Raw genomic sequence first — 19987 nt, 5'->3', positions numbered from 1 at the left:
CCGGGTCGATCCTCGTGGTCGGCGCAGGCCTTGCCTATTGGTAAGCATTCTGTTACCAATAGATGGTGGACGCGTTCGAGGGACTCGCCGACCCGCTGCGACGAGACCTCCTCCGGCGACTGGCGGCCGGTCCGGCCCGGGTCGTCGACCTGGCCGCGGCGTACGAGGTGAGCCGTCCGGCCGTCAGCCGACACCTGCGCCTGCTGACCGAGGCGGGACTGACCAGCGCCGAGGACCGCGGCCGGGAACGGCACTACCGCCTGGAGCTCGCCCCCCTCGACGACATGAGGCGCTTTCTCGACGAGCTGGACGTGGCACCCACCGCGCGGCCGCGCCCGCCGCGGTTCGGGGAAGGCGTCCTCGACGCACTGGGCACCGAAGTACACCGGACGCGCCGGGACCGCCGCACAAGCGGCACGCGCATCGCGAAGGAGCAGACCGGATGAGCGCACCGACCCGCCCCACCGGGCGCCGCGAGACCCGAGGGGGCCACGACCTCGTCGTCTACACCCGGACGTTCGCCGCCCCTGTCGACGACGTCTGGGCCGCCGTCACCGAACCCCGACGACTGGAGCGGTGGGTCGGGACCTGGGAGGGGGATCCGGCCGACGGGTGGGTCGGGTTCCGGATGACCGCCGAGGCCGAGGACGCCCCCGCCGAGCGGATGGTGGTCGACGAGTGCGACCCGCCGCACCGGCTGGCCGTCCACTCGGAGACGGAGTACGGGACGTGGTACCTCGAGATGGATCTCGCCGAGGCGGACGGGCGCACGACGTTCACGTTCTCGCAGCGGATCACGGATCCTGCGACCGCCGCGGACATCGGTCCGGGCTGGGACTACTACCTCGACCGGCTGGTGGCCGCGGAGACGGGCGGCGACATCGCAGCCATCGACTTCACCGACTACCACGAGCCGACCAAGGAGTACTACCGCGCCCTGTTCGCCGAACCCGACGGCCAGCCGGTGTAGCCCTCCGCGAGGTAGGCCGAGCCTCGGGTGGAGGAGACGACGCTGTCGAGCTCGGCGAGCTGGCGATGCTCGTCGAAGTCCGTGGCACCAGGTGCCTGGTGGAGCATGGAGGTCATCCAGTAGGAGAAGTGCTGGGCCTTCCAGACCCGCTCGAGGGCGCGGGACGAGTAGGCGTCGAGGGCGTCCTCGTGACCGCCGACGAGCGCTCGCTCGAGCTCCTCGGCCAGCACGCGGACGTCGGCGAGGGCGAGGTTGAGGCCCTTGGCACCGGTCGGCGGGACGGTGTGCCCGGCATCGCCGGCCAGCAGCAGCCGGCCGTGGCGCATCGGGGTCTGGACGAAGCTGCGGAAGCCGAGGACGGTGCGGTCGACGACCGGCCCCTCCGTGAGCCGGAACCCGTCGTCGCCGGCCAGCCGGGTCTGGAGCTGCTCCCAGATGCGGTCGTCGGACCAGGTCGACGCGTCCTCCGTCGGGTCGCACTGGAAGTACATCCGCTGGATGCGCTCGGTGCGTTGGCTGACCAGCGCGAACCCCTGGGGCGATCGGGTGTACATCAGCTCCGGCGCACTCGGCGGCGCCTCGACCAGGACCCCGAACCAGGCGAAGGGGTACTCGCGCGTGTACTGCCGGCTCTGCGCCGCGCCGGCGGAGACCAGCCCTCGGCACGTGCTGTGCGACCCGTCCGCGCCGATGACCACGTCGGCGGCGACCTCGTGGCTTCCGTCGCCGTCGACGTAGTGCACCACCGGCGACGTCGCTATCCCGCGGACCCCGGTCTCGCTCACGCCGTACCGCAGGTCTCCGCCGTCTCGGCTCCGCGCACGGTGCAGGTCAATGAACACGTCGGTCTGGGGGTACAGCCAGCAGGACGCCCCGACGAGGCCCTGGAAGTCGATGCGATGGCTCTGCCCACCGAACCGCAGGTCGATACCCCGATGCTCGTGGCCGTCGGTCACGACGCGGTCGGAGACCCCCGACTCGACGAGCAGCCGGACGCTGTCCTGCTCGAGAATTCCTGCGCGGTGGGTGTTCTCGATCGTGTCGACCGTGCGGTTGTCGAGCACCACGCTCTCGATGCCCGCGACGTGGAGCAGGTGGCTCAACATGAGCCCGGCCGGCCCGCCGCCGACGATCGCGACCTGGGTGCGGCTCGTCGTCATGAGACCCATCCTGGCCCGCACGCGCGGCGACGGCGGGTGGAGGGCGACCCACCGCCGGGGTCAGCTAGGGCGACGTGAGCCCCAGAGCAGCGCCGCGCCACCGGCCAGCAGCAGCAGGGCCACTGCGAGCGCTCCGGTCGCGTCGAACCCGGTGGCGGCCAGCGGACCACCCGCGTAGGCCGCCGTCGTGGGGGTCGGGGTCGCCGTCACGGGTGTGGGCAGCGGCGTGGGCGTGGGCGCCGGCGTTCTCCAGGTCCCGGCGGCGAGGACGACGGAGGTGCACAGGGCGGTCGTTCCCTCGCTGACGGTGACCGTGGCATCAGCCAGGCCGGTCCCGGCGAACGTCGGCTGAGCGGCGCAGGCCGATCCGTTCGGCCTCCTGCGCGACCTGCGCGATCGCCGGGGGCGACGCGTCCTGGCCGGCCACCGGCAGGTGGACACCCAGCCTGACTGACGTCATCGATCTCTCCTCGCCTCGTTGTCTCCTGGTTCGGACCCACCGCGCTGCCGAATCTCATCGGCCTGCGGCGCACGGTGTCGTCGGGGGGTGAGCCGACCGACCAGGACCGGGTGCGACGATGACCCCCGACGAAGGGAGGACCGGTGGCCGGTCGGCGAGCGAAACGTGGGTCCAGCACCCAGGTGGATCCGCCGATCCTCGTGGCCTCCCGGGTCGGCAAGGCCATCGACGGCAACGTCATGCTGCGCCCGCTCGACGTGTCCGTCGCACCGGGCCGATGCGTCGTCCTTCGCGGCGAGAACGGCAGCGGCAAGACGACCCTGCTGCGGATCCTCGCGGGAACGATGGACCCCTCGGAGGGCAGCGCCACCGTCGACGGGGCGGCCGCCGACGAGCGCGACCCGGCCGTGCGGGAGACCGTGGCCGCCCTCATCGGCGCACCCACGTCATACCGCGACCTCACCCTGCTGGACCACCTCGTCCTCATCGACGCCACGTGGGGACGCGGTGACGGATCCGACGAGCGGGCCGAGGGGCTCCTCGCGTCGCTCGAGATCGGTCATCTCGCGGAACGCTTTCCCCACGAGCTGTCCTCCGGACAGCAGCAGCTGTTCCACCTGGCGATGGTGCTCGGCCGGCCCGCCCGCGTCCTGCTGCTCGACGAACCGGAGCAGCGCCTCGACACGCACAAGCGGGGCCTGCTCGCCGACCTGCTCGTGGCCCGCAAGGAGGCCGGCGCGGCCCTGGTCGTCGCCTGTCACGACCCGGACCTGACTGCCCGCATCGCCGACCGTGTGGTCGACGTCCAGCCGGCATGAGCGTCGACTCCGAACGGCTCGCCGACGCCCGGGAGGTGCTCGCCGGCGAGGACCGACAGCGCAGCCAGAACGCCGTGTACGCGGTCTACGTCGCCGTCATCGTGGCCGGCGCGTACGGCGTTCCGGCGGCGCAGGCCATGCTGCGGTTCGTGGACCCACCGTGGCTCGCGACCCACCTCGGCGGGATCCGGGGGGTGCTGCTGGGAGCGGTCGTCCTCGTCGCGGTCCTCGCGCTGGCCTACCGGCTCGGAGGCGTACGCGGGCCGGTCGTCCCACCACTGCCGTACCTCGACACCATCGCCTCCAGTCCGCTCGACCGGGCGCTCGTGCTGCGTCCATGGTGGCGGCTCGGGCTGCTGGGCTGCCTCGTGGGCGGGCTGCTCATCGGTCTCGTCCTCGGCGCCGGTCTGGCGATCGCCGCGTTGACGTCAGCGGTGGTGCTGCTGCCGGCCGTCGGCGTAGGGACCGCGGTAGGCCTCCTCGTCGCGGGAACCTGGCTGCACGGGCAGGTGCGCAGCTGGCCGACCGGTGCCCGCGGGGCGGGCGTTTTCCTGCGGCAGCGCCGCTCGCTGCGCGCCCTGCACGTGACCGCTCTGCGAAGCCAGGCAGCGAGTGCGGTGACGGTGGGCGGGGCGGTCCTGATCGGGGACCTGCGGGCCGCGCGCCTCGACGTGGCGTCGCCGACGACGCGCGGCCGCCGCTGGCGCCTGCGCGCATCGGGTCGGACGTCCGTCATGGTCGCCCGCGACTGGCTCGGCGTGCGACGGGCCGCGGGAACCGGTGTGGCCGGCCTGCTGCTCGTGGCCGCCGGAGGATACGCCCTCGTCCAGTCCGCGACCCCCGGAACGCCGAGCATCATCGCGCTCGCCGGGCTGTTGCTGGCCTACCTCGGCGTCAGCGCCTGGTCCGAGGGACTGCGCCTCCAGGGCGACAACGCGGGCACGCCGCCGCTGCTGGGCTTGGACCCGTCGAGCGAGGCGACGGCACACCTCGTGCTGCCTGGGGTGGGCTACGTCGTGACCGTCCTCGTCGTCGGGAGCCTGGCCGTGGTCCTCGCCCATGCCACCGTGCTCGGGATCATCTGGGCGGTGCTCATGGCGGGACTGCTGCTGGCCGCGCAGCTCATGGCCGCCTTCCGCGGGCTGCCCCCGGCCGGCATCTTCTCGCCCAACGCCGGGGTCCCGGTGATGATCCTCTGGTACGCCGTACCCGTCCTCGTCCCCGTGGCGTCCGGCACCGCGGCGAGCGCGTTCCTCGCCTCCGGCGGGACGACCCTCGCCGTCGGGGTGCTCGCGGTGACGACGTGGTTCTCGATCCTGTATGCGCGCCGCCGCATCCGCGTCCTCTTCGAGCAGCATCGCGGCTGACCGTCGGCCACGACCGGCCACGCCTACGGTGAGATCGACAGCTCGACGGGACGGTTACCCGATCCCGTCATCCGACCCGCTGTTCAGGTGTCGTCGATGGTCCGCCCAGCAGCACTAGTGTTCGGCGCATGCCCCCGCGAAGCGCCGACGACGGCCCGGACGCGCCGGCCCTGGTCGACGTCCGGGCGCGAGCCGAGCACCGAGACCGGTGCCTCGAGAAAGCGCTGCCCGCACCAGCACGACCCTGACGAACCGAACGGAATCGAGGCACTGCCACGGCCGGATGCCGAGCTCGGATGAGGTGGCTACCCGCCGGCGGGTCGGTCCGGTCATGAGCCTGCTGCGGTCCGACCGGGCTGCCCCGCCACGAACCCTGGTGGCGATCCTCCGCGAGACCGCCACCCAGTGGCCGGACGATCCCGCGGTCGACAGCGGTGCGGACGTCCTGACCTACAGCGAGATGCTCGAAGCCGCCGAGGCGGTCGCTCTGGAGCTCAACCGGGCCGGCGTCGGTGGGGGTGACCGGGTGGGGATCCGCATACCGTCCGGGACGTCGGAGCTGTATGTCGCGATCGTCGGCGTCCTGCTGGCCGGAGCGGCGTATGTGCCGGTCGACGCGGACGACCCGGACGTACGGGCTCGGCTGGTGTTCGACGAGGCGGAGGTGGCCGCGCTGGTCAGCGCGGATCTGGTGATCGAGGTCAGGACGCAGGGCGCACCCGCGCGCGTCCCTGAGGAGCCGGGGCCCGAGGACGACGCCTGGGTGATCTTCACCTCGGGGTCGACCGGACGACCGAAGGGCGTGGCGGTGCGGCACCGCAGTGCGGCGGCGTTCGTGGATGCCGAGGCGCGGCTGTTCCTCCAGGACCGGCCGATCCGTCCGGGGGACAGGGTGATGGCCGGCCTGTCGGTCGCCTTCGACGCCTCCTGCGAGGAGATGTGGCTGGCCTGGGCCCACGGTGCCTGCCTGATCCCGGCACCGCGGTCTCTCGTGCGCAGCGGCATGGACCTCGGGCCGTGGATGGTCGCCAACGGGATCACCATCGTGTCGACGGTCCCGACCCTGGTGGCGCTCTGGCCCTCGGCGGCCCTGGCCGAGGTCCGGCTGCTGATCCTTGGCGGTGAGGCGTGTCCGGCCGAGCTGGCGTTGCGGCTGGCGTCGGACGGTCGCGAGGTGTGGAACACCTACGGTCCGACCGAGGCCACGGTGGTCGCGTGCGCCGCCCGGCTGGATGGGACGCCCCCCGTGCGGATCGGGCTGCCGCTGGACGGCTGGGACCTGGCGGTCGTCGGTCCCGAGCTGCAGCCGGTCGCCGACGGCGAGGTGGGCGAGCTGATCATCGGCGGAGTGGGGCTCGCTCGTTACCTCGACCCGGTGAAGGACGCCGAGAAGTACGCAGCCATGCCCTCCCTCGGCTGGGGACGCGCATACCGCAGCGGCGACCTGGTGCGGAACGAGGCGGCGGGGCTCGTGTTCGTCGGGCGCGCCGACGACCAGGTCAAGCTGGGCGGCCGGCGGATCGAGCTGGGCGAGGTGGACAGTGCCCTGCTCGCCGTTCCGGGAGTGTCCGGCGCGGCGGCCGCGGTGCGCCGCACGGCCTCCGGCGGGACGGTGCTCGTCGGGTACGTGGCCGTGCAGGACGGGTTCGAACGCGACGTGGCTCTGACCCATCTCCGGTCGACGCTGCCGGCGCCGCTGGTGCCGCGGCTGGCGGTCGTGGACGTCCTGCCGACGCGGACATCAGGGAAGATCGACCGGGACGCGCTCCCGTGGCCGGTGGCGACGGGCGCGACGAACGCCCCCGCGCCCGGTGGGGCGCTGAAGGGCACCGCCGGGTGGCTGCAGACCGTCTGGGAGCAGATCCTCGGGGTCCAGCCGGGACCGTCGGACGACTTCTTCGACTCCGGCGGGGGCAGCCTCAGCGCCGCCCAGCTCGTGTCGGTGCTGCGCCAGCGGTTCCCTGACGTCACCGTCGCGCACGTCTATGCGACACCCGACCTACGGGGTCTGGCGGCCTTCCTCGACGCGATGGACGGACCGGTCACGCCGAGCAACCCCGCCGTGGACCCGGTGCCGAGGCGCATGCAGACGACCCAGGTGCTCGCGAGCATCGTGCTGCGCACGATGTCCGGCCTGCGGTGGCTCACCTGGGTGGCGGCGGGAGCCGCGCTCGCCGGCGAGTGGTCGACCGCGCCGTGGCTGCCGGCCGTGTCCTGGTGGTGGGTGCTGGCCGGTTGGCTGCTCCTGGTCAGCCCACTCCGGCTGCTGCTCGCCGCGGGCGGCGCTCGGCTGTTCCTCGCCGGCGTCCGACCGGGAGACCATCCGCGAGGCGGACGGGTCCACGCGAGGGTCTGGCTGGCCGAGCAGTGGGTCGACGAGCTCGGAGCGGTGAACCTGTCCACCGCGGCGTGGATGCGCCAGTATGCGCGACTGCTCGGCGCGAGGGTCGGCCGCGACGTCGATCTCCATGCGATCCCGCCGGTCACCGGCATGCTGCAGCTCGACGACGGCTGTTCGATCGAGCCCGAGGTCGACCTGACGGGGTACTGGATCGAGGGCAACGTCCTGCACCTGGGGGCGATTCGCGTCCGGGCCGACGCCCGCGTCGGTGCGCGCACCGTCCTCCTGCCGGGGGCGGACATCGGTGCCGCGTCGGAGATCGCACCGGGGTCCGCCGTCGTCGGGGTCGTCCCCGCGGGCCAGTGGTGGTCCGGGTCGCCCGCTCGTCACAACGGCAGGGCCCGTGGCCCGCTGCAGCCGACCAGCCCTGACGACCGGCCGTCCTGGCTGGCCGGGTACGCCGTGACCGCGCTGGGGGTGTCGTCCTTGCCGGGCATCGCGACCGCGGTCGTCGTCCTAGCGGTGGCCGGACCGCTGTTGGCGGCGGACACGTGGGGCCGCGCCGTGGGGGTGGCCCTGTCGTCGGTCCCCGTCGCGGCGACGGGGGCGATGGCGCTCATCGCCGTGCTGGTCTGGGTCGCGGTCCGCGCCTGGAGCGTGGGACTGACCGCGGGCGCCTACCCGGTCTACAGCCGGCCGGCGTGGCAGGCCTGGTCGGTCCTCCGGGTCCTGGACGAGGCGCGGACGTGGTTGTTCCCGCTGTACTCCAGCCAGCTGACGTCGGCCTGGCTCCGCGCCCTCGGCGCCCGCGTCGGACATGACGTCGAGGCGTCCACGGTCCTGTTGATCCCCCGGCTCACGTCGGTGGGGGACGGCGCCTTCCTGGCCGACGACACCCTGTTGGGCGGCTACGAGCTCGGCGGGGGATGGCTGCGGATCGGCGACGTGAAGGTCGGCAAGCATGCGTTCGTCGGGAACTCGGGCATGACCGCCCCCGGACGTAAGGTGCCCCGCCAGGGTCTGGTCGCGGTGCTGTCGGCCGCGCCGGCGCGGGCCAGCGCGAAGCGAGGGACCTCATGGCTCGGGAGCCCGCCCGAGCCGCTGCGCCGTACGGGCGCCGACGTCGACCAGAGCCGCACGTTCCGACCGGCACGGAGGCTGCGGTGGGCGCGGGCGCTCATCGAGCTGTGTCGCCTCGTGCCGGTATGGCTGCACGCGGCTCTGGCGGTCCTCGTCTGCGCGGCCCTGCTCTGGCTGCTGGACCGGGGCGCCGGGCTCGCCGTCGTGCTCTCGGGGGTCGTGCTGGTGGCCGCCGGGGCGGTCGCGGCGGGCCTCTCCTCGCTGGCCAAGTGGGCGCTGGTCGGGCGGTTGCGAACGTCGGAGCATCCCCTGTGGAGCTCGTTCGTGTGGCGAAACGAGCTGGCCGACACCTTCGTGGAGGTACTGGCCGCCCCGTGGTTCGCTCGGGCCGCGGTGGGTACCCCGGTGCTGAACGTGTGGCTGCGGAGCATGGGGGCGAAGATCGGACGCGGGGTCTGGTGCGGGACCTACTGGCTGCCGGAGATGGACCTCGTCACCGTGGAGGACGGGGCCACCGTCAACCCCGGGTGTGTGGTGCAGACCCACCTCTTCCACGACCGGTTGCTCAGCATGGATACGGTGACCCTTCGCACGGGGGCCACCTTGGGTCCCAACAGCATCGTCCTACCGGCGGCCACCCTCGGGCGGCACAGCACCGTGGGTCCGGGATCGCTGGTGATGAGAGGAGAGTCGGTGCCGGACCGCACCAGGTGGATCGGTAACCCGGTCGCCCCGTGGCGACCGGAGACGCCCTCGTCATGACGACTTCCGCCACCACTCCCGTGCAGGGCGACGACCTGGTCCCCGGGCACGGGGACCTCTCCTACGGCGTCTCGCACTACGACCTCGACCTCACCTACCGTCAGGTCGGGAACCACCTCTCCGGGACGGCGACGCTCGACGTGGTCGTCCACGCTCCCACCAGGGTCCTGACCCTCGACCTGTATGCGTTGAGGGTCTCCGAGGTCCGCCTGAACGGTGCACGGAGCTCTCGATGGCAGCACCGTCGCGGCCGGCTCTCGGTGCGCCTCAACGAGGTCCTGCCGGTCGGACACGCGCTCCGGCTCGTCGTCCGGTATGCAGGCACCCCCCGGATGGTGCCCGGTCCGGACGGCGAGGTGGGCTGGGAGGAGCTCACCGACGGGGTGCTCGTCGCGGCCCAGCCCTACGGCGCCCCCTCCTGGTTCCCGTGCAACGACCGACCCTCGGACAAGGCGACCTACCGGATCTGCGTCCGGACCTCGTCCGCCTACGTCGTCATCGCGAACGGACGGCTGACCAGCAGGACGTCCCGCGCCAGCACGACCTCGTGGGTCTACGAGCTGAGCCGTCCGATGGCCTCGTACCTCGCGACGGTCCAGATCGGTCGCTACGTCACCACGCCCGTCCCGGGCCTCCACGCCGACGCGGTCCCGGTGGCGATCGTCCACCCACCGGCCCGCCGGGCGGGGGTCGCGGTGGCGTTCACCCGCCAGGCCGAGATGCTCGAGGCGTTCGTCTCCCTCTTCGGACCGTACCCGTTCGACGGCTACACCGTGGTGGTCACGGACGACCCCCTGGAGATCCCGATCGAGGCCCAGACGCTGTCGACGTTCGGCTCCAACTACCTCCGCGCCGACTGGAGCGCCGAACGCCTCATCGCGCACGAGCTGGCTCACCAGTGGTTCGGCAACAGCGTGACGGCATCCCGCTGGCGAGACATCTGGCTGCACGAGGGGTTCGCCTGTTACGCGGAGTGGCTCTGGTCGGAATGGCGGTGGCAGCACGGTTCGGGCGGGTCCCCGGCCGCCACTCACGCCGCCGCCCACTGGGGGCGCCTCCGCCGACTGCCACAGGACCTCGTCCTGGCCGACCCGACCGCGCGGACGATGTTCGACGACCGCGTGTACAAGCGGGGCGCGCTGTTCCTGCACGCGATCCGCAGCACGGCCGGCGACGTGCCGTTCTTCGCGATGCTGCGGGCCTGGGCCACCGACCACGCCGACGGCTCGGTGACGACGGAGGAGTTCGTCGACTTCGCGGCCGAGCGGCTGGGGCCCCGGCTGCGCCCGCTCGCCGACGCCTGGCTGTACGAGCGGGGGCTGCCCGACCTGCCGGTCAGCTGACCAGGGTCACCCGGGGCGGTGTCTCGCCGACCACGGCCACGGCCGCCGCATACCGCGTCCCGACACCGAGCTCGGAGACCCACACGCGAACCACGAGACCGTTGCGGGTGGCCGTCACCGCGAACGGGGACGGCCTCCGGGGAGTGAGGTCCAGGCCGGCGGGGTCCTCGGTCAGGCCCCACCCGGTGGCCTTGAGGATCGCCTCCTTCTGCACCCACCGCGCCGCCAGCAGATCAAGGGAGTCCGCGTCGGGCTCGTCGTCGTGCTGCGCGACGGTAGCCACGCCGGCGAACCGCTCGGGGTCGACCCTCTCGATGTCAACTCCGACCGGACCGGCCGACCCGACGGCAACGGCGACTCGACCCAGCGTCCGGCCGAGCGATACGTGGAGGCGTCGTCCGTCGAGGGGGGCGACCACCACCGGCCGACCGTGGTCGGTCGCTCCGCACCGAGGGCAGCGCCGACCGAGCCGCACGTGGTCCGCCGGGGCCGGCAGGGTCTGCGCGACCAGCTCGACCAGCGCCGCCTCCGCGACGTCCCAGCCGTCATGGCGGACCAGCACGCGCACCAGGACGCCCGTCATGTCCGCGGCCTGGGCGTCCGCCGGTTCACGCTCGTGCATGGGGGTCATCCTGGCCGATCGGCGTGGTCTCGGGCTTTCGTGTCGGTGAGCGTGGGCGGCCGGGCATGATTGTGGTGGCGACAAACCCGACGGAGGTCAGCACGTGGCACAAGCGGCATGGCTGGAGGGCGCTGACCCCGGGAACGCGCCGGACGATGCGCTGGGTGATGCCCGCCTCGAGCATGTCGAGCGCCTGGCTCAGGCCTACCTCGACATCCAGTACCAGGCCCTGATGGCCGGCGAGCGTGAGCTGCGCGCTGGTCAGCTGGACGTCGTTCACCCGACGCGAGTCGCCACCCGCCGCTACCGCAGCGTGCTCCGCGAGATCCGCGGCCTGCTCGACCCCAGCTCGGCGACGGTCCTCGATGAGGGGCTCCGTTGGTATGCGCGGCTGTTGGGTGACGTGCGGGACGTCCAGGTCCTGCAGGACACGTTGGAGGACGAGCTGGACACGCTGCCGGACGAGACGGTGACGCGCGCGGCTCGGGCTCAGGCCGACGCCTACCTCGCCCGTCGTCTCGAGGCGGCGTCAGGACGCCTTCGCGAGGGGCTCGACAAGCGCCGCTACGTGAAGCTGTCCGACCTGGCCGGACAGTGGCACAGCGGTATGCCGTTTCTGGGCGACCTCCACCCGAGCTCTCCGGAGGCCCTGACCTTCCTGCATCGTGCCGAGCGGCGGTTCCAGCGGCGTCTCGACGCCGCTGTGGCGGCGGGACGACCGGACCTCCTCATGCACGAGGCGCGCAAGTCCGGCAAGCGGGCTCGCTACGTCGCCGAGATGGCCTCTCCTGCTCTGGGCGAGCGCGCCGACGAGACGATCCGCCGGATGACCGCGTTCCAGAACGAGCTCGGCACCCGACAGGACCGCGCGGTCGCTCGGGACGCGTTGGCCGAGCTCGCCGCGGAGCCGGCCGCTCACCGTGACGGGACGGCCGTGGTGTTCGACGCGTTGCGCGATCGGCTCAGCCGGTAGCGAAGTCCTTGCGGGCCTCCACGCCGATGTCCGGTTGGTCGCAGAACAGGCCGTCGATCCCGGCCCGCATGAAGGTCACGGCCTCGGCGATCGCCTGTCCGAAGTCGTTGGGGTCCGTGCCCACTCGCAGGTCGGTCGGCAGGAACTGGTTCTCGGCCCGGAACGCGTAGGGGACCACGGTCAGGCCGGCCGCGTGGGCATCGGCGACCAGCGACGTCGGGGAGCCCAGTGAGCCGTCGGCGTTGCGCGGGATCACCTGGTTCTTGTCGGGGCCGATGGACGTCACCCAGGCGCTGATCGTCTCCAGGCCCGCCGGCGTCAGGAGCTCCGCATACGTCTGGCTGTCGCCGAAGCCCTGGCCGGACGTCGAGGTCAGGAACACCGCCGGCGCCGACAACCGACATGTCTCGCGCAGCTCGACGAGGTTGTTCAGCTCGAACGACTGGATGACGATCGGTGCCGTGGCCTGGTCCAGGTCGAAGGCGCGCACCATCGCCACGAGCTTCTCCTCCAGCGGCAGCCCGATGCTCTTGAAGTACGTGGGGTGCTTGGTCTCGGGGATGATCCCGATCTCGCGGCCCAGCTCCGTGCCGAGACGCTCGCGCAGCTCGAACACCTCCTGCAGGGTCGCCACCGTCCACCGCCCGTCGTAGAGGGTGTTCTCCTGGCGGACCTGCGGCAGCCGCTCCTTCGCGCGGAGCGTGAGGAGCTCCGCGAGGGTGAAGTCCTCGGTGAACCAGCCGGTGATCGTCACCCCGTCCACCGTCTTCGTGGCCCGGCGGGCCGCGAACTCCGGATGGGCGGCGACGTCGGTCGTCTCTGAGATCTGGTTCTCGTGGCGCACGACCAGCACGTGGTCCCTGGTCGGGACGACGTCCGGCTCGATGAGGTCGGCGCCCATCCGGGCGGCCAGCTCGTAGGAGGCCAGGGTGTGCTCCGGCCGGTAGCCGGACGCGCCGCGGTGGCCGATGACCAACGGTCCGGCGGCGGGCGAGGTGACGCCGGCCGGTGTGCGGACCATCAATGGCTCTCGCCCGGCAGGGCGGCTCGTAACGCCGCTGCCGCGTGGCGACCCTGGGCCCTACCCGCCAGTGCGACGGCGGGGACCTTGTCGATGTCGAGGGGGTTGCGGCCCTGAGCATGCCGCACCTCGCGGGACATGGTCAGGATCTCCACCGGACGGTCAGGCCCCAAACTCGTCCGCTGGTCGGTGATCCGGGCCCAGCGCTGCCACCGGGTCGTGGGGGCCAGGGCGACGACCGGTCCGTCGCCCGGCGCGAGGTCGAGGTTGACCGGAGAGCGCATACCGCCGTCCATGTAGCGATGGCCGTCGATCGGGACGACCGGCCAGACCAGCGGTATCGCGCAGCTGGCCATCACGGCGTCCACCAGGGACACGCCGTCACCTCGAGTCATCACGTGGTGCTCGCCGGTGTCGGCGTCCACGGTAACCACCCCGATGTCCCGGTCGCCCCAGTCATGACGAGGCAGCCGTGCCTCGATCACCTGACGGCGGATCGGCGCCTCCTCCTGGCCGAACGCCACGGCCGGCCGACCGATCCGCCGCCCGAAGTCGTGGGCCGAGCGAGCCACCAGGCCCTGCCACGTCATCGTCAGCAGCATGCGCAGCGACAGCCCCTTGGGGACCTCGTAGTCGACACCGGAGCGCTGCTGGTCGAACAGCTCCTCGACCGGCACGCCACTGCCGACCTGAGCCGCAACCACGGCGCCGGCACTCGTCCCGAGCAGCGGAGAGTGAGCGTCGATCTCGACGCCCTCGTCGTGCAGGCCGGCCACGAGGCCGATCTGCCAGGCGATGCCCCCGACGCCGCCGCCGCCGAACACCCACGTCTCCGCGGTCACGGGTCCTCCTCGAAGAGCGCCGACATCGTCGGACCACTCTGGCACGAGCGCGATCCAACGGCTCTCGACACGGCGCCGTGCGACGCGCAGGCGGTCCTTGTCGTCGGCCCGTCCGTGTTCATCGTCGGTGATCGCCCCTCAGCCGACGCACCACCGAGACCTCAGAAGGCGTCGCCGGTACGCCACGGCATCTGTTGCAGCGTCAGCGTGTTGCCGTCCGGATCGGTGAGCGCCGCATAGAGGACCCCACCGCCGACGTCGGTCACCTCGCCGACGTCAACACCTCGGTCGACCAGCTCGGTTCGGGCCTGCTCGATGTCGTCGACCACCAGGTGCAGGGCTCGCACCGAACCGGGAGTCGCCTCGTAGGCGGCCAACCCCGTACCGATGCCGATCGAGCAGGCCGAACCGGGCGGAGTCAGCTGGACCACCCGGACGCCGTCGACCGGACGCACGTCCACATCCGCCACGAAGCCGAGCTGGTCGACGTAGAACGCCTTGGCCCGGTCCACGTCACTGACGGGGACGGGTACGAGCTCGAGCTTCATCTCCACGGGAGCCTCCTGAGTCCTGAGGCGACCGGCGCCGCCACCGGCGAACCCTCCCACGGCGAGGTCGAACGGCTATCTGCGACCGCCGAGCCCGTAGTGAGCGTTGAGGGAACGCTCGTCACGGGGGGTGAGCCGTGCGTCGACGGGTTCGACGGTGGGGGAGTCCCTGATGTGCTCCTTGCTGAACACCACCGTGATCCGGTCGGGCGCGATGGCCGCGTCGGTCAGGGGAATGAAGCTCTGATGCGTCGCGAAGAGTCCCGTCGTGACACCGACCCACGCCGGCCGCTGTGATGTGTGGTCGAGGCAGATCGAGTTCGCCCGCCCGATTCGCTCCCCGGTGGATCGGTAGACGTCGACATGGGCCACATCGCGGGTCGGGGAGCTGGTGACCGTGGTCCTGCACCGGTCAGGTGTTGTGGTGGGCAGCGGCCGCTGTACGGACATGGGTGCCTCCTTCGCTCGTGGGGTCGGATCTCGTGTCGGCGGCGCTCGTCGTCGCGTGGTGAGCGGGCAGTGCCCCGCCCGCTCGTCGGTGGGGCACTGCTTCCTCGGCTCCGGCCGGTCTGAGCCCCCTCGAACCAGGGAATCCCGCCTGCACTCATGAAGACTCCGCCGAAGCCTCGACATGACGAGAAGACCCCCCGCCACGTCAGGAGCACGTTCCGTACGCTGGAACGTGCTGGTCAGGCGTCCCCGCAGTGGCGATCTGGTGGCGCTGTCGCGCCCTCTTGTCGGGATCGGACGACCTGAGCGCGCGGAACCCACAGCACGTGACTAGCGTGCTGGGTGTGAGTGCTGAGTCCATTGAGGACCCGGCTGCAGGTCACGACCCCTCGGGGGACGTCGCCGCCCTGATGCCGATGGTTCGTCGCATCGTGCTCGCGCGTGTGGGTGCTCATCCCTCCGCTGACGACCTGATCCAGGAGACCCTGGTGCGGGTCCTCGCGGCGCTGCCGCGGATCGAGCCGGGCATGCTCGAGCCCTACACGATCGTGACGGCTCGCAACGTCGTCGCGACGATGTGGCGCGACGCCGACCGCCGTGACCGGAACCGGCACCGCATGGTCGACCTGAGCTCACCGGAGGCTCCGGACGAGACGTTGCTCGCCGGTGAGGAGCAGGCGGCCATCGCCGAGGCCCTGGGTCGTCTGGACGAGCGGGAGCGAGACACCCTGCTGGCCCACGAGGTCGCCGGACACGACACGCGCAGCCTGGCCGCGCGTACCGGCTCGACCTCCGGGGCCGTGGCCGCGCAGCTGAACCGGACGCGCGCTCGGCTCCGCGTGGAGTATCTGCTCGCGTTGGAGCAGGCCGAGCCGCCGACGGACAGGTGCCGGCCGGTACTCCTGGCCCTGTCCAGCGGGGATCGGCGTCGCCAACGAGAGGTCGACGCCGCCGGCCATGTCCTTCAGTGCGCCCTGTGTGCTCGGCTGAGCGAGCCCCTCATAGCCCGCGGCCACAGTCGTGACGACTCCGTTCGCATCCCCATCAGCCGAGATGCGGACATCGTGACGGCCCGGCAGACGGCTCGGGAGCTGGCGGCCCGGTCCGGGATGGAGGGGACGAACCTGACCCTGCTGGCTACCGCCGTCTCGGAGGTGGCCCGTAACATCGTCCGGTTCACCGAGGGCGGCGAGATCGTCGTGGAGGTGGTGGAGCTGAACGGCCGCCGCGGCGTCCAGGTCGTCGCCCGGGACGGCGGGCCAGGAATCCCCGACGTCGACGAGGCGATGGCCGACGGCTTCAGCACGTATGCGGGCCTGGGCCTGGGCCTGCCCGGGGCCCGACGGCTGATGGACGAGTTCGCCGTCGTGTCCGAGGAAGGTCGGGGGACCACCGTGACGATGACCAAATGGTGCAAGGAAGGACAACCGTGACGCAGTCCAAGGACATCGAGGTAGTGGTCGAACCGGGGGAGGCCGACGAGGACCAGCTGCTGCCACAGCTGGTGGCGCACCTGCGGGACAACCGGGGCAAGCTCCGCCAGGAGTGGGTCAGCCGGATCCACGAGACCCACCTGCTCGAGGCGATGACCCAGCAGGAGAGGGCCGCGGAGACGACCTCGGTCTACGACAACTACGTCGAGGTGCTCGAGACCGGCAGCGTCGAGGCGCTGCAGCACTACGCCCGGGACCTGTCCGAGCGGATCATTCCCCGTGGTGTCGAGACGCACGAGGTCGTGGGCATCGTGCTCCTGCTCCGCGACGTGCTCGCTCGCTCGTTGTTCGAGAAGTACCAACGCGACTTCTCACTGCTGAACCGGGTCCTCGATGCGTACGAACCGGCCGCGAACCGGATCGCCAACACCGTCGCGGTCAGCTTCGTCGACGAACGTGAGCGCGTCATCCGCCAGCAGCAGGATGCGATCCGCGAGCTGTCCACACCCGTGCTGCCGGTCCGGGAACGGCTGCTCATCCTGCCGATCATCGGGGTTCTCGACAGTGAGCGAGCCCGTCAGCTGACCGAACAGCTGCTCACCGGGATCCGGACCCACCGGGCGAAGGTCGTCGTGATCGACATCACGGGAGCGCCGGACGTCGACGCCACCGTGGCCAACCACCTGGTCCAGACGGTCGACGCGTCACGTCTGATGGGCGCGAGCGTCATCATTACCGGACTGTCCCCGACCATCGCCCAGACCCTCGTCACGCTCGGCTTGGACCTCAGCAAGATGAACACCATCGGCGACCTGCAGGGCGGCCTGGAAGAGGCCGAGCGACTGCTCGGCTACACGGTCACCCGAGAGGACGGTGCCAGCACGCTGTGAGGTCCGGACCGGCGCTCGTCTCCATCCTGCGACAGGGTTCCTCCCTGGTCGCGTCGGTGCACACTGCGCTCGACGACACGGAGATGATCCGGTTCCGCAACGACCTCGTGGACCAGATCGGCCGCTACCGCGCGACCGGCGTGATCATCGATGTGGCCGCTTTGGACGTGCTCGACTCGTTCGGGTTCACCACCCTGCGGAGCATCGCCGAGATGGCCCGGCTCCGGGGCGCCACGACGGTGATCGTCGGCATCCAGCCCGACGTGGCCCTGTCCATGGTGCGGCTCGGGATGGGGACCGGGTCCGTCGCCACGGCGTTGGACCTCGAGGAGGGCCTGGCGTTCCTCGATCGGCACCAGCGGCCGCCCACCCTGACGACCGGGCGAAGTGTCCGTGACGCCGGGAGCTGACCTCGCCGGGCTGACGCAGGACTACCGGATCGCCTTCCTCCGCTACCTGCCGCGCCACGACGAGGGTGCCCTCACCGCCGGGTACGCCATCGGCCGGGAGGCCATCGCCGGCTCGGTGAGCCTGCTCGACCTGGTCCTGGTGCACCACCGCGTCCTACGCGAAGTGCTGGAGCAGACGAGTGCGGGCGAGCGTTCCGAGCTGGTCGATGCTGCCGGCACGTTCTTCTGCGAGGTCGTCGCCGCCTACGAGATGGCGCAGCGCGCCCACCTGGACCGCGACTGACCGTCCCGCACAGGCGGGACCTCCCGAGCCGGTGCGGGCGCGCAGTGGACGCCGTCGACGCGGGTACATGACGCGGGGATGCGTGCCGCATATCGCGGGAGCACCGTGACGGCACTTCTGCCCACACGAGGACGACCCGCGTCATCAGGGCGCGAGAGCAGGGTCTTCACCGGTGCAGGGCGGCCCTTACGCACACCACAGCAGTACGCGGTCGCAGACGCCTCCACAGAAGGGCCTCCACCATCATGGTTCGAACGAGAATCGCCACCGCAGGGACCGCGCTCGCTCTCATCTCCGCCGGCGGGATCCGGCCCGGGGCTGCTGACGGGAGACGCCACGCCCGGTGAGCCTCGCTGCCGCCCCCCACGCACCGCCGGCAGCGACGCCCGACCAGGACCTCACCACGGCCGGCCGATGCCCGCGGCGCACCCTGGATCTCGGTCCGTCGGACCTCGACCTGTGGTCGCGAGCGTGAGTGACGTCGCTGCGGAATCTGCTCGATGGAGACGAGAGGAATCGATGTGACGATCAACGACACGGCCACCCTGACCGACGACGACCTGCTGGCCGAGGTACGCAGCGAGTGCCTGCGCTGGGAGGCCCGCGACGAGCTCGAGTCCGGCTTCGCCCGGCTCTTCCACCTTCGCGACGAGGCCCTGCGCCGCGGACTGCCGCTGCCGATGTCCTGTCCGATGGAGGCGCCGCCGACCCTGGATGAGGAGAGCCAGCCCGAGCCGTCTGCGACGTCATGACGTCCCGTACGGAGCCCGTGCCGAGCAACACCTCCAACCTGCGGCCCGATGGGACCGTCTTCCCCCCGGTGACCCCCGATCCTCCGCCGCCCCCTGGGTATGTGTCACCACTGGACGGGCCCCTGGATTCGCCGGTGGCAGAACGCCCACCGGGGGCGGGGGAGCGCTGAGGTCGAGCCGGCTACCGCTCGCGGACGGCGTAGGTCAGGTGGGTCACCCGCTGGGTCGGCTCCGCGCGGACCTGTTCCAGGGCCACCCGGCGCGCGTCCACGCCCTCGAACAGGCGGATCCCGGCGCCGAACAGCACGGGGGCGAGCGCGACCGAGAACTCGTCGATCAGGCCGGCGTTGACATACTGCAGGATCGTTGCGCCACCGCCCGCGATGCGGACATCTCGGTCGCCGGCCGCCGCACGGGCCTGGTCGAGCGCGGTGTCGATGCCGTCGTTGACGAAGTGGAAGGTAGTCCCACCCGGCCGCTCCCAGGGGTCACGCCGCTCGTGCGTCACGACGAAGACCGGCGTGTGGAACGGGGCCTCCTCGGGCCACATCTGCTCGCCGGCGTCGAACATGCGCTTGCCCATCACGCTCGCGCCGGTGCGCTCGAACGTCTCCCGCGCGATGTCGTTGTCACGCCCTTCCTCGCCGCCTCCGCCGAGCTTCAGGTTCTCCCGGAAGAAACGCTGGGGGAAGATCCACCCCTGCAGCTCCATCCACTGCCGCCCCGTCAGCTCCCCGAGGGACTCGGGCGCGATGAAACCGTCCAGCGACATCGACACGCTGAAGAACACCGTCCCCGCCATCAGCCCTCCACGCCCTTCCGAGCGATCTCGTCGACGTAGGCCGCCAGGTTGCTCAGGGTCTGCCGGCCGCCCTCGATCGCGTGGTACCTCTCGATCGCTTCGTCGCGCAGCTCCTTGGAGGGGAACACCGTGCGCATCTCGATGCGGGTCTCCCCGCTTCCGTCGGGAGCGAACGTGATGACCGACTCGAAGGTGTCGGGGTCGTCGCGGAACTGGCCGTGCCGCAACGCGATCCGCTCCGGCGGGGCGATCTCGACCCAGGAGATCCACTCCTGGTAGTCGGTCCCGTCCGGTCCGTGCATCACGAACTCCCACTCTGCGCCCACGCGGAACTCGAACGCCCGCGTGGTGGTGGTGAACCCCTCGGGTCCCCACCACCGCGACAGGTGCCGCACCTCGGTGAACGCCTCGAACACCAGCTCCCGCGGGGCGCTGATGACCCGCGAGACCACGATCACGCGGTCCGTCGACTGCGCCGTCGCTCCCCGTCCCGCTGCACTCATGGCTGTTCCTCCTGACGTTCCCGCTCGAGGCCCTGCACGTAGGCGTCCAACCGGTCGAAACTCTCGTTCCAGAACCGCTCGAACCCGCCGGTCCACTCGTGAACCGGTCGCAGCCCACGGGCGTCGAGGGCGTAGAGGCGATGTCTGCCTGCACTGC

22 protein-coding genes are annotated in these 19987 nt (G+C 71.6%); 12 read left to right on the top strand and 10 right to left on the bottom strand.

Going from position 1 to position 19987, the window contains the following annotated elements; translation table 11 throughout:
* The first annotated feature begins 65 nt into the window (after positions 1–65).
* The gene (locus VIG79_RS08375) at positions 66–446 is read left to right on the top strand and encodes an ArsR/SmtB family transcription factor (protein WP_414672604.1); all 381 of its coding nucleotides are present in this window, start codon (positions 66–68) and stop codon (positions 444–446) included.
* Complete coding sequence (locus VIG79_RS08370; RefSeq protein ID WP_331884504.1) at positions 443–970, top strand: SRPBCC family protein; 528 nt, start codon at positions 443–445, stop codon at positions 968–970. Before VIG79_RS08375 ends, VIG79_RS08370 begins: the two co-directional genes overlap by 4 nt.
* Here VIG79_RS08370 and VIG79_RS08365 read toward each other — a convergent pair.
* The 3 genes from VIG79_RS08365 to VIG79_RS08355 all read right to left on the bottom strand — a co-directional run bounded on the left by VIG79_RS08365 (position 928) and on the right by VIG79_RS08355 (position 2590).
* Complete coding sequence (locus VIG79_RS08365) at positions 928–2130, bottom strand: 4-hydroxybenzoate 3-monooxygenase (RefSeq protein ID WP_331884503.1); 1203 nt, start codon at positions 2128–2130, stop codon at positions 928–930. The genes VIG79_RS08370 and VIG79_RS08365 overlap by 43 nt on opposite strands.
* A gap of 60 nt (positions 2131–2190) precedes the next feature.
* Positions 2191–2340, bottom strand: coding sequence for a hypothetical protein (locus VIG79_RS08360; RefSeq protein WP_331884501.1), 150 nt, complete (start codon positions 2338–2340; stop codon positions 2191–2193).
* 109 nt (positions 2341–2449) lie between these two features.
* Positions 2450–2590 (bottom strand): hypothetical protein, encoded by a 141-nt coding sequence (locus tag VIG79_RS08355; RefSeq protein WP_331884499.1) that lies wholly within the window; start codon positions 2588–2590, stop codon positions 2450–2452.
* Between the two features lie 182 nt (positions 2591–2772).
* On the opposite strand from VIG79_RS08355, the gene VIG79_RS08350 reads away from it, so the two are divergent.
* The 4 genes from VIG79_RS08350 (at position 2773) to VIG79_RS08335 (ending at position 10301) form a co-directional block, all read left to right on the top strand.
* Positions 2773–3408, top strand: a complete 636-nt coding sequence (locus tag VIG79_RS08350; protein ID WP_331884497.1) for an ABC transporter ATP-binding protein — start codon at positions 2773–2775, stop codon at positions 3406–3408.
* The gene (locus tag VIG79_RS08345; RefSeq protein WP_331884496.1) at positions 3405–4775 is read left to right on the top strand and encodes a hypothetical protein; all 1371 of its coding nucleotides are present in this window, start codon (positions 3405–3407) and stop codon (positions 4773–4775) included. The genes VIG79_RS08350 and VIG79_RS08345 overlap by 4 nt, the downstream gene beginning before the upstream one ends.
* Before the next feature lie 331 nt (positions 4776–5106).
* Positions 5107–8958: a Pls/PosA family non-ribosomal peptide synthetase gene (locus VIG79_RS08340; protein ID WP_331884495.1), complete on the top strand. Its 3852-nt coding sequence runs from the start codon at positions 5107–5109 to the stop codon at positions 8956–8958.
* Positions 8955–10301 carry a M1 family metallopeptidase gene (locus tag VIG79_RS08335; protein ID WP_331884494.1) on the top strand — a complete coding sequence of 449 codons (1347 nt, stop codon included), beginning with the start codon at positions 8955–8957 and terminating at the stop codon, positions 10299–10301. The genes VIG79_RS08340 and VIG79_RS08335 overlap by 4 nt, the downstream gene beginning before the upstream one ends.
* Here VIG79_RS08335 and VIG79_RS08330 read toward each other — a convergent pair.
* Complete coding sequence (locus VIG79_RS08330) at positions 10294–10923, bottom strand: 4'-phosphopantetheinyl transferase family protein (RefSeq protein ID WP_331884493.1); 630 nt, start codon at positions 10921–10923, stop codon at positions 10294–10296. The two genes, VIG79_RS08335 and VIG79_RS08330, sit on opposite strands and share 8 nt — an antisense overlap.
* Before the next feature lie 103 nt (positions 10924–11026).
* On the opposite strand from VIG79_RS08330, the gene VIG79_RS08325 reads away from it, so the two are divergent.
* The gene (locus tag VIG79_RS08325; RefSeq protein ID WP_331884492.1) at positions 11027–11896 is read left to right on the top strand and encodes a CHAD domain-containing protein; all 870 of its coding nucleotides are present in this window, start codon (positions 11027–11029) and stop codon (positions 11894–11896) included.
* Here VIG79_RS08325 and VIG79_RS08320 read toward each other — a convergent pair.
* The 4 genes from VIG79_RS08320 to VIG79_RS08305 all read right to left on the bottom strand — a co-directional run bounded on the left by VIG79_RS08320 (position 11886) and on the right by VIG79_RS08305 (position 14757).
* The gene (locus tag VIG79_RS08320; protein ID WP_331884490.1) at positions 11886–12917 is read right to left on the bottom strand and encodes a glycerophosphodiester phosphodiesterase; all 1032 of its coding nucleotides are present in this window, start codon (positions 12915–12917) and stop codon (positions 11886–11888) included. The genes VIG79_RS08325 and VIG79_RS08320 overlap by 11 nt on opposite strands.
* Positions 12917–13759, bottom strand: a complete 843-nt coding sequence (locus VIG79_RS08315; RefSeq protein ID WP_331884488.1) for a patatin-like phospholipase family protein — start codon at positions 13757–13759, stop codon at positions 12917–12919. Before VIG79_RS08315 ends, VIG79_RS08320 begins: the two co-directional genes overlap by 1 nt.
* Positions 13760–13920: 161 nt before the next feature.
* Positions 13921–14313 (bottom strand): VOC family protein, encoded by a 393-nt coding sequence (locus VIG79_RS08310; RefSeq protein WP_331884486.1) that lies wholly within the window; start codon positions 14311–14313, stop codon positions 13921–13923.
* Between the two features lie 69 nt (positions 14314–14382).
* The gene (locus VIG79_RS08305) at positions 14383–14757 is read right to left on the bottom strand and encodes a PRC-barrel domain-containing protein (RefSeq protein ID WP_331884484.1); all 375 of its coding nucleotides are present in this window, start codon (positions 14755–14757) and stop codon (positions 14383–14385) included.
* Positions 14758–15101: 344 nt separating this feature from the next.
* Here VIG79_RS08305 and VIG79_RS08300 point away from each other — a divergent pair, with 344 nt between their 5' ends.
* The 5 genes from VIG79_RS08300 to VIG79_RS08280 all read left to right on the top strand — a co-directional run bounded on the left by VIG79_RS08300 (position 15102) and on the right by VIG79_RS08280 (position 18525).
* Positions 15102–16190 (top strand): sigma-70 family RNA polymerase sigma factor, encoded by a 1089-nt coding sequence (locus VIG79_RS08300; RefSeq protein WP_331884482.1) that lies wholly within the window; start codon positions 15102–15104, stop codon positions 16188–16190.
* The gene (locus VIG79_RS08295; protein WP_331884480.1) at positions 16187–17080 is read left to right on the top strand and encodes an STAS domain-containing protein; all 894 of its coding nucleotides are present in this window, start codon (positions 16187–16189) and stop codon (positions 17078–17080) included. The genes VIG79_RS08300 and VIG79_RS08295 overlap by 4 nt, the downstream gene beginning before the upstream one ends.
* Positions 17077–17490: an STAS domain-containing protein gene (locus VIG79_RS08290; protein ID WP_331884479.1), complete on the top strand. Its 414-nt coding sequence runs from the start codon at positions 17077–17079 to the stop codon at positions 17488–17490. The genes VIG79_RS08295 and VIG79_RS08290 overlap by 4 nt, the downstream gene beginning before the upstream one ends.
* Positions 17474–17773 (top strand): phosphatase RsbU N-terminal domain-containing protein, encoded by a 300-nt coding sequence (locus tag VIG79_RS08285; protein WP_331884478.1) that lies wholly within the window; start codon positions 17474–17476, stop codon positions 17771–17773. Before VIG79_RS08290 ends, VIG79_RS08285 begins: the two co-directional genes overlap by 17 nt.
* A 521-nt stretch (positions 17774–18294) precedes the next feature.
* Entirely contained in the window at positions 18295–18525 is a 231-nt protein-coding gene (locus VIG79_RS08280; RefSeq protein ID WP_331884477.1) for a hypothetical protein, read from the top strand.
* Positions 18526–18706: 181 nt separating this feature from the next.
* Here VIG79_RS08280 and VIG79_RS08275 read toward each other — a convergent pair whose 3' ends face one another.
* Positions 18707–19327: a dihydrofolate reductase family protein gene (locus VIG79_RS08275; RefSeq protein WP_331884475.1), complete on the bottom strand. Its 621-nt coding sequence runs from the start codon at positions 19325–19327 to the stop codon at positions 18707–18709.
* The gene (locus tag VIG79_RS08270) at positions 19327–19830 is read right to left on the bottom strand and encodes an SRPBCC family protein (protein WP_331884473.1); all 504 of its coding nucleotides are present in this window, start codon (positions 19828–19830) and stop codon (positions 19327–19329) included. Before VIG79_RS08270 ends, VIG79_RS08275 begins: the two co-directional genes overlap by 1 nt.
* Positions 19831–19987 lie beyond the last annotated feature (157 nt).

The organism is Lapillicoccus sp., assembly GCF_036559105.1.
Classification (GTDB): Bacteria; Actinomycetota; Actinomycetes; order Actinomycetales; family Dermatophilaceae; genus Lapillicoccus.
Note: the sequence above shows the minus strand (reverse complement) of the source record. Positions and strands in the feature narration are given on the sequence as shown.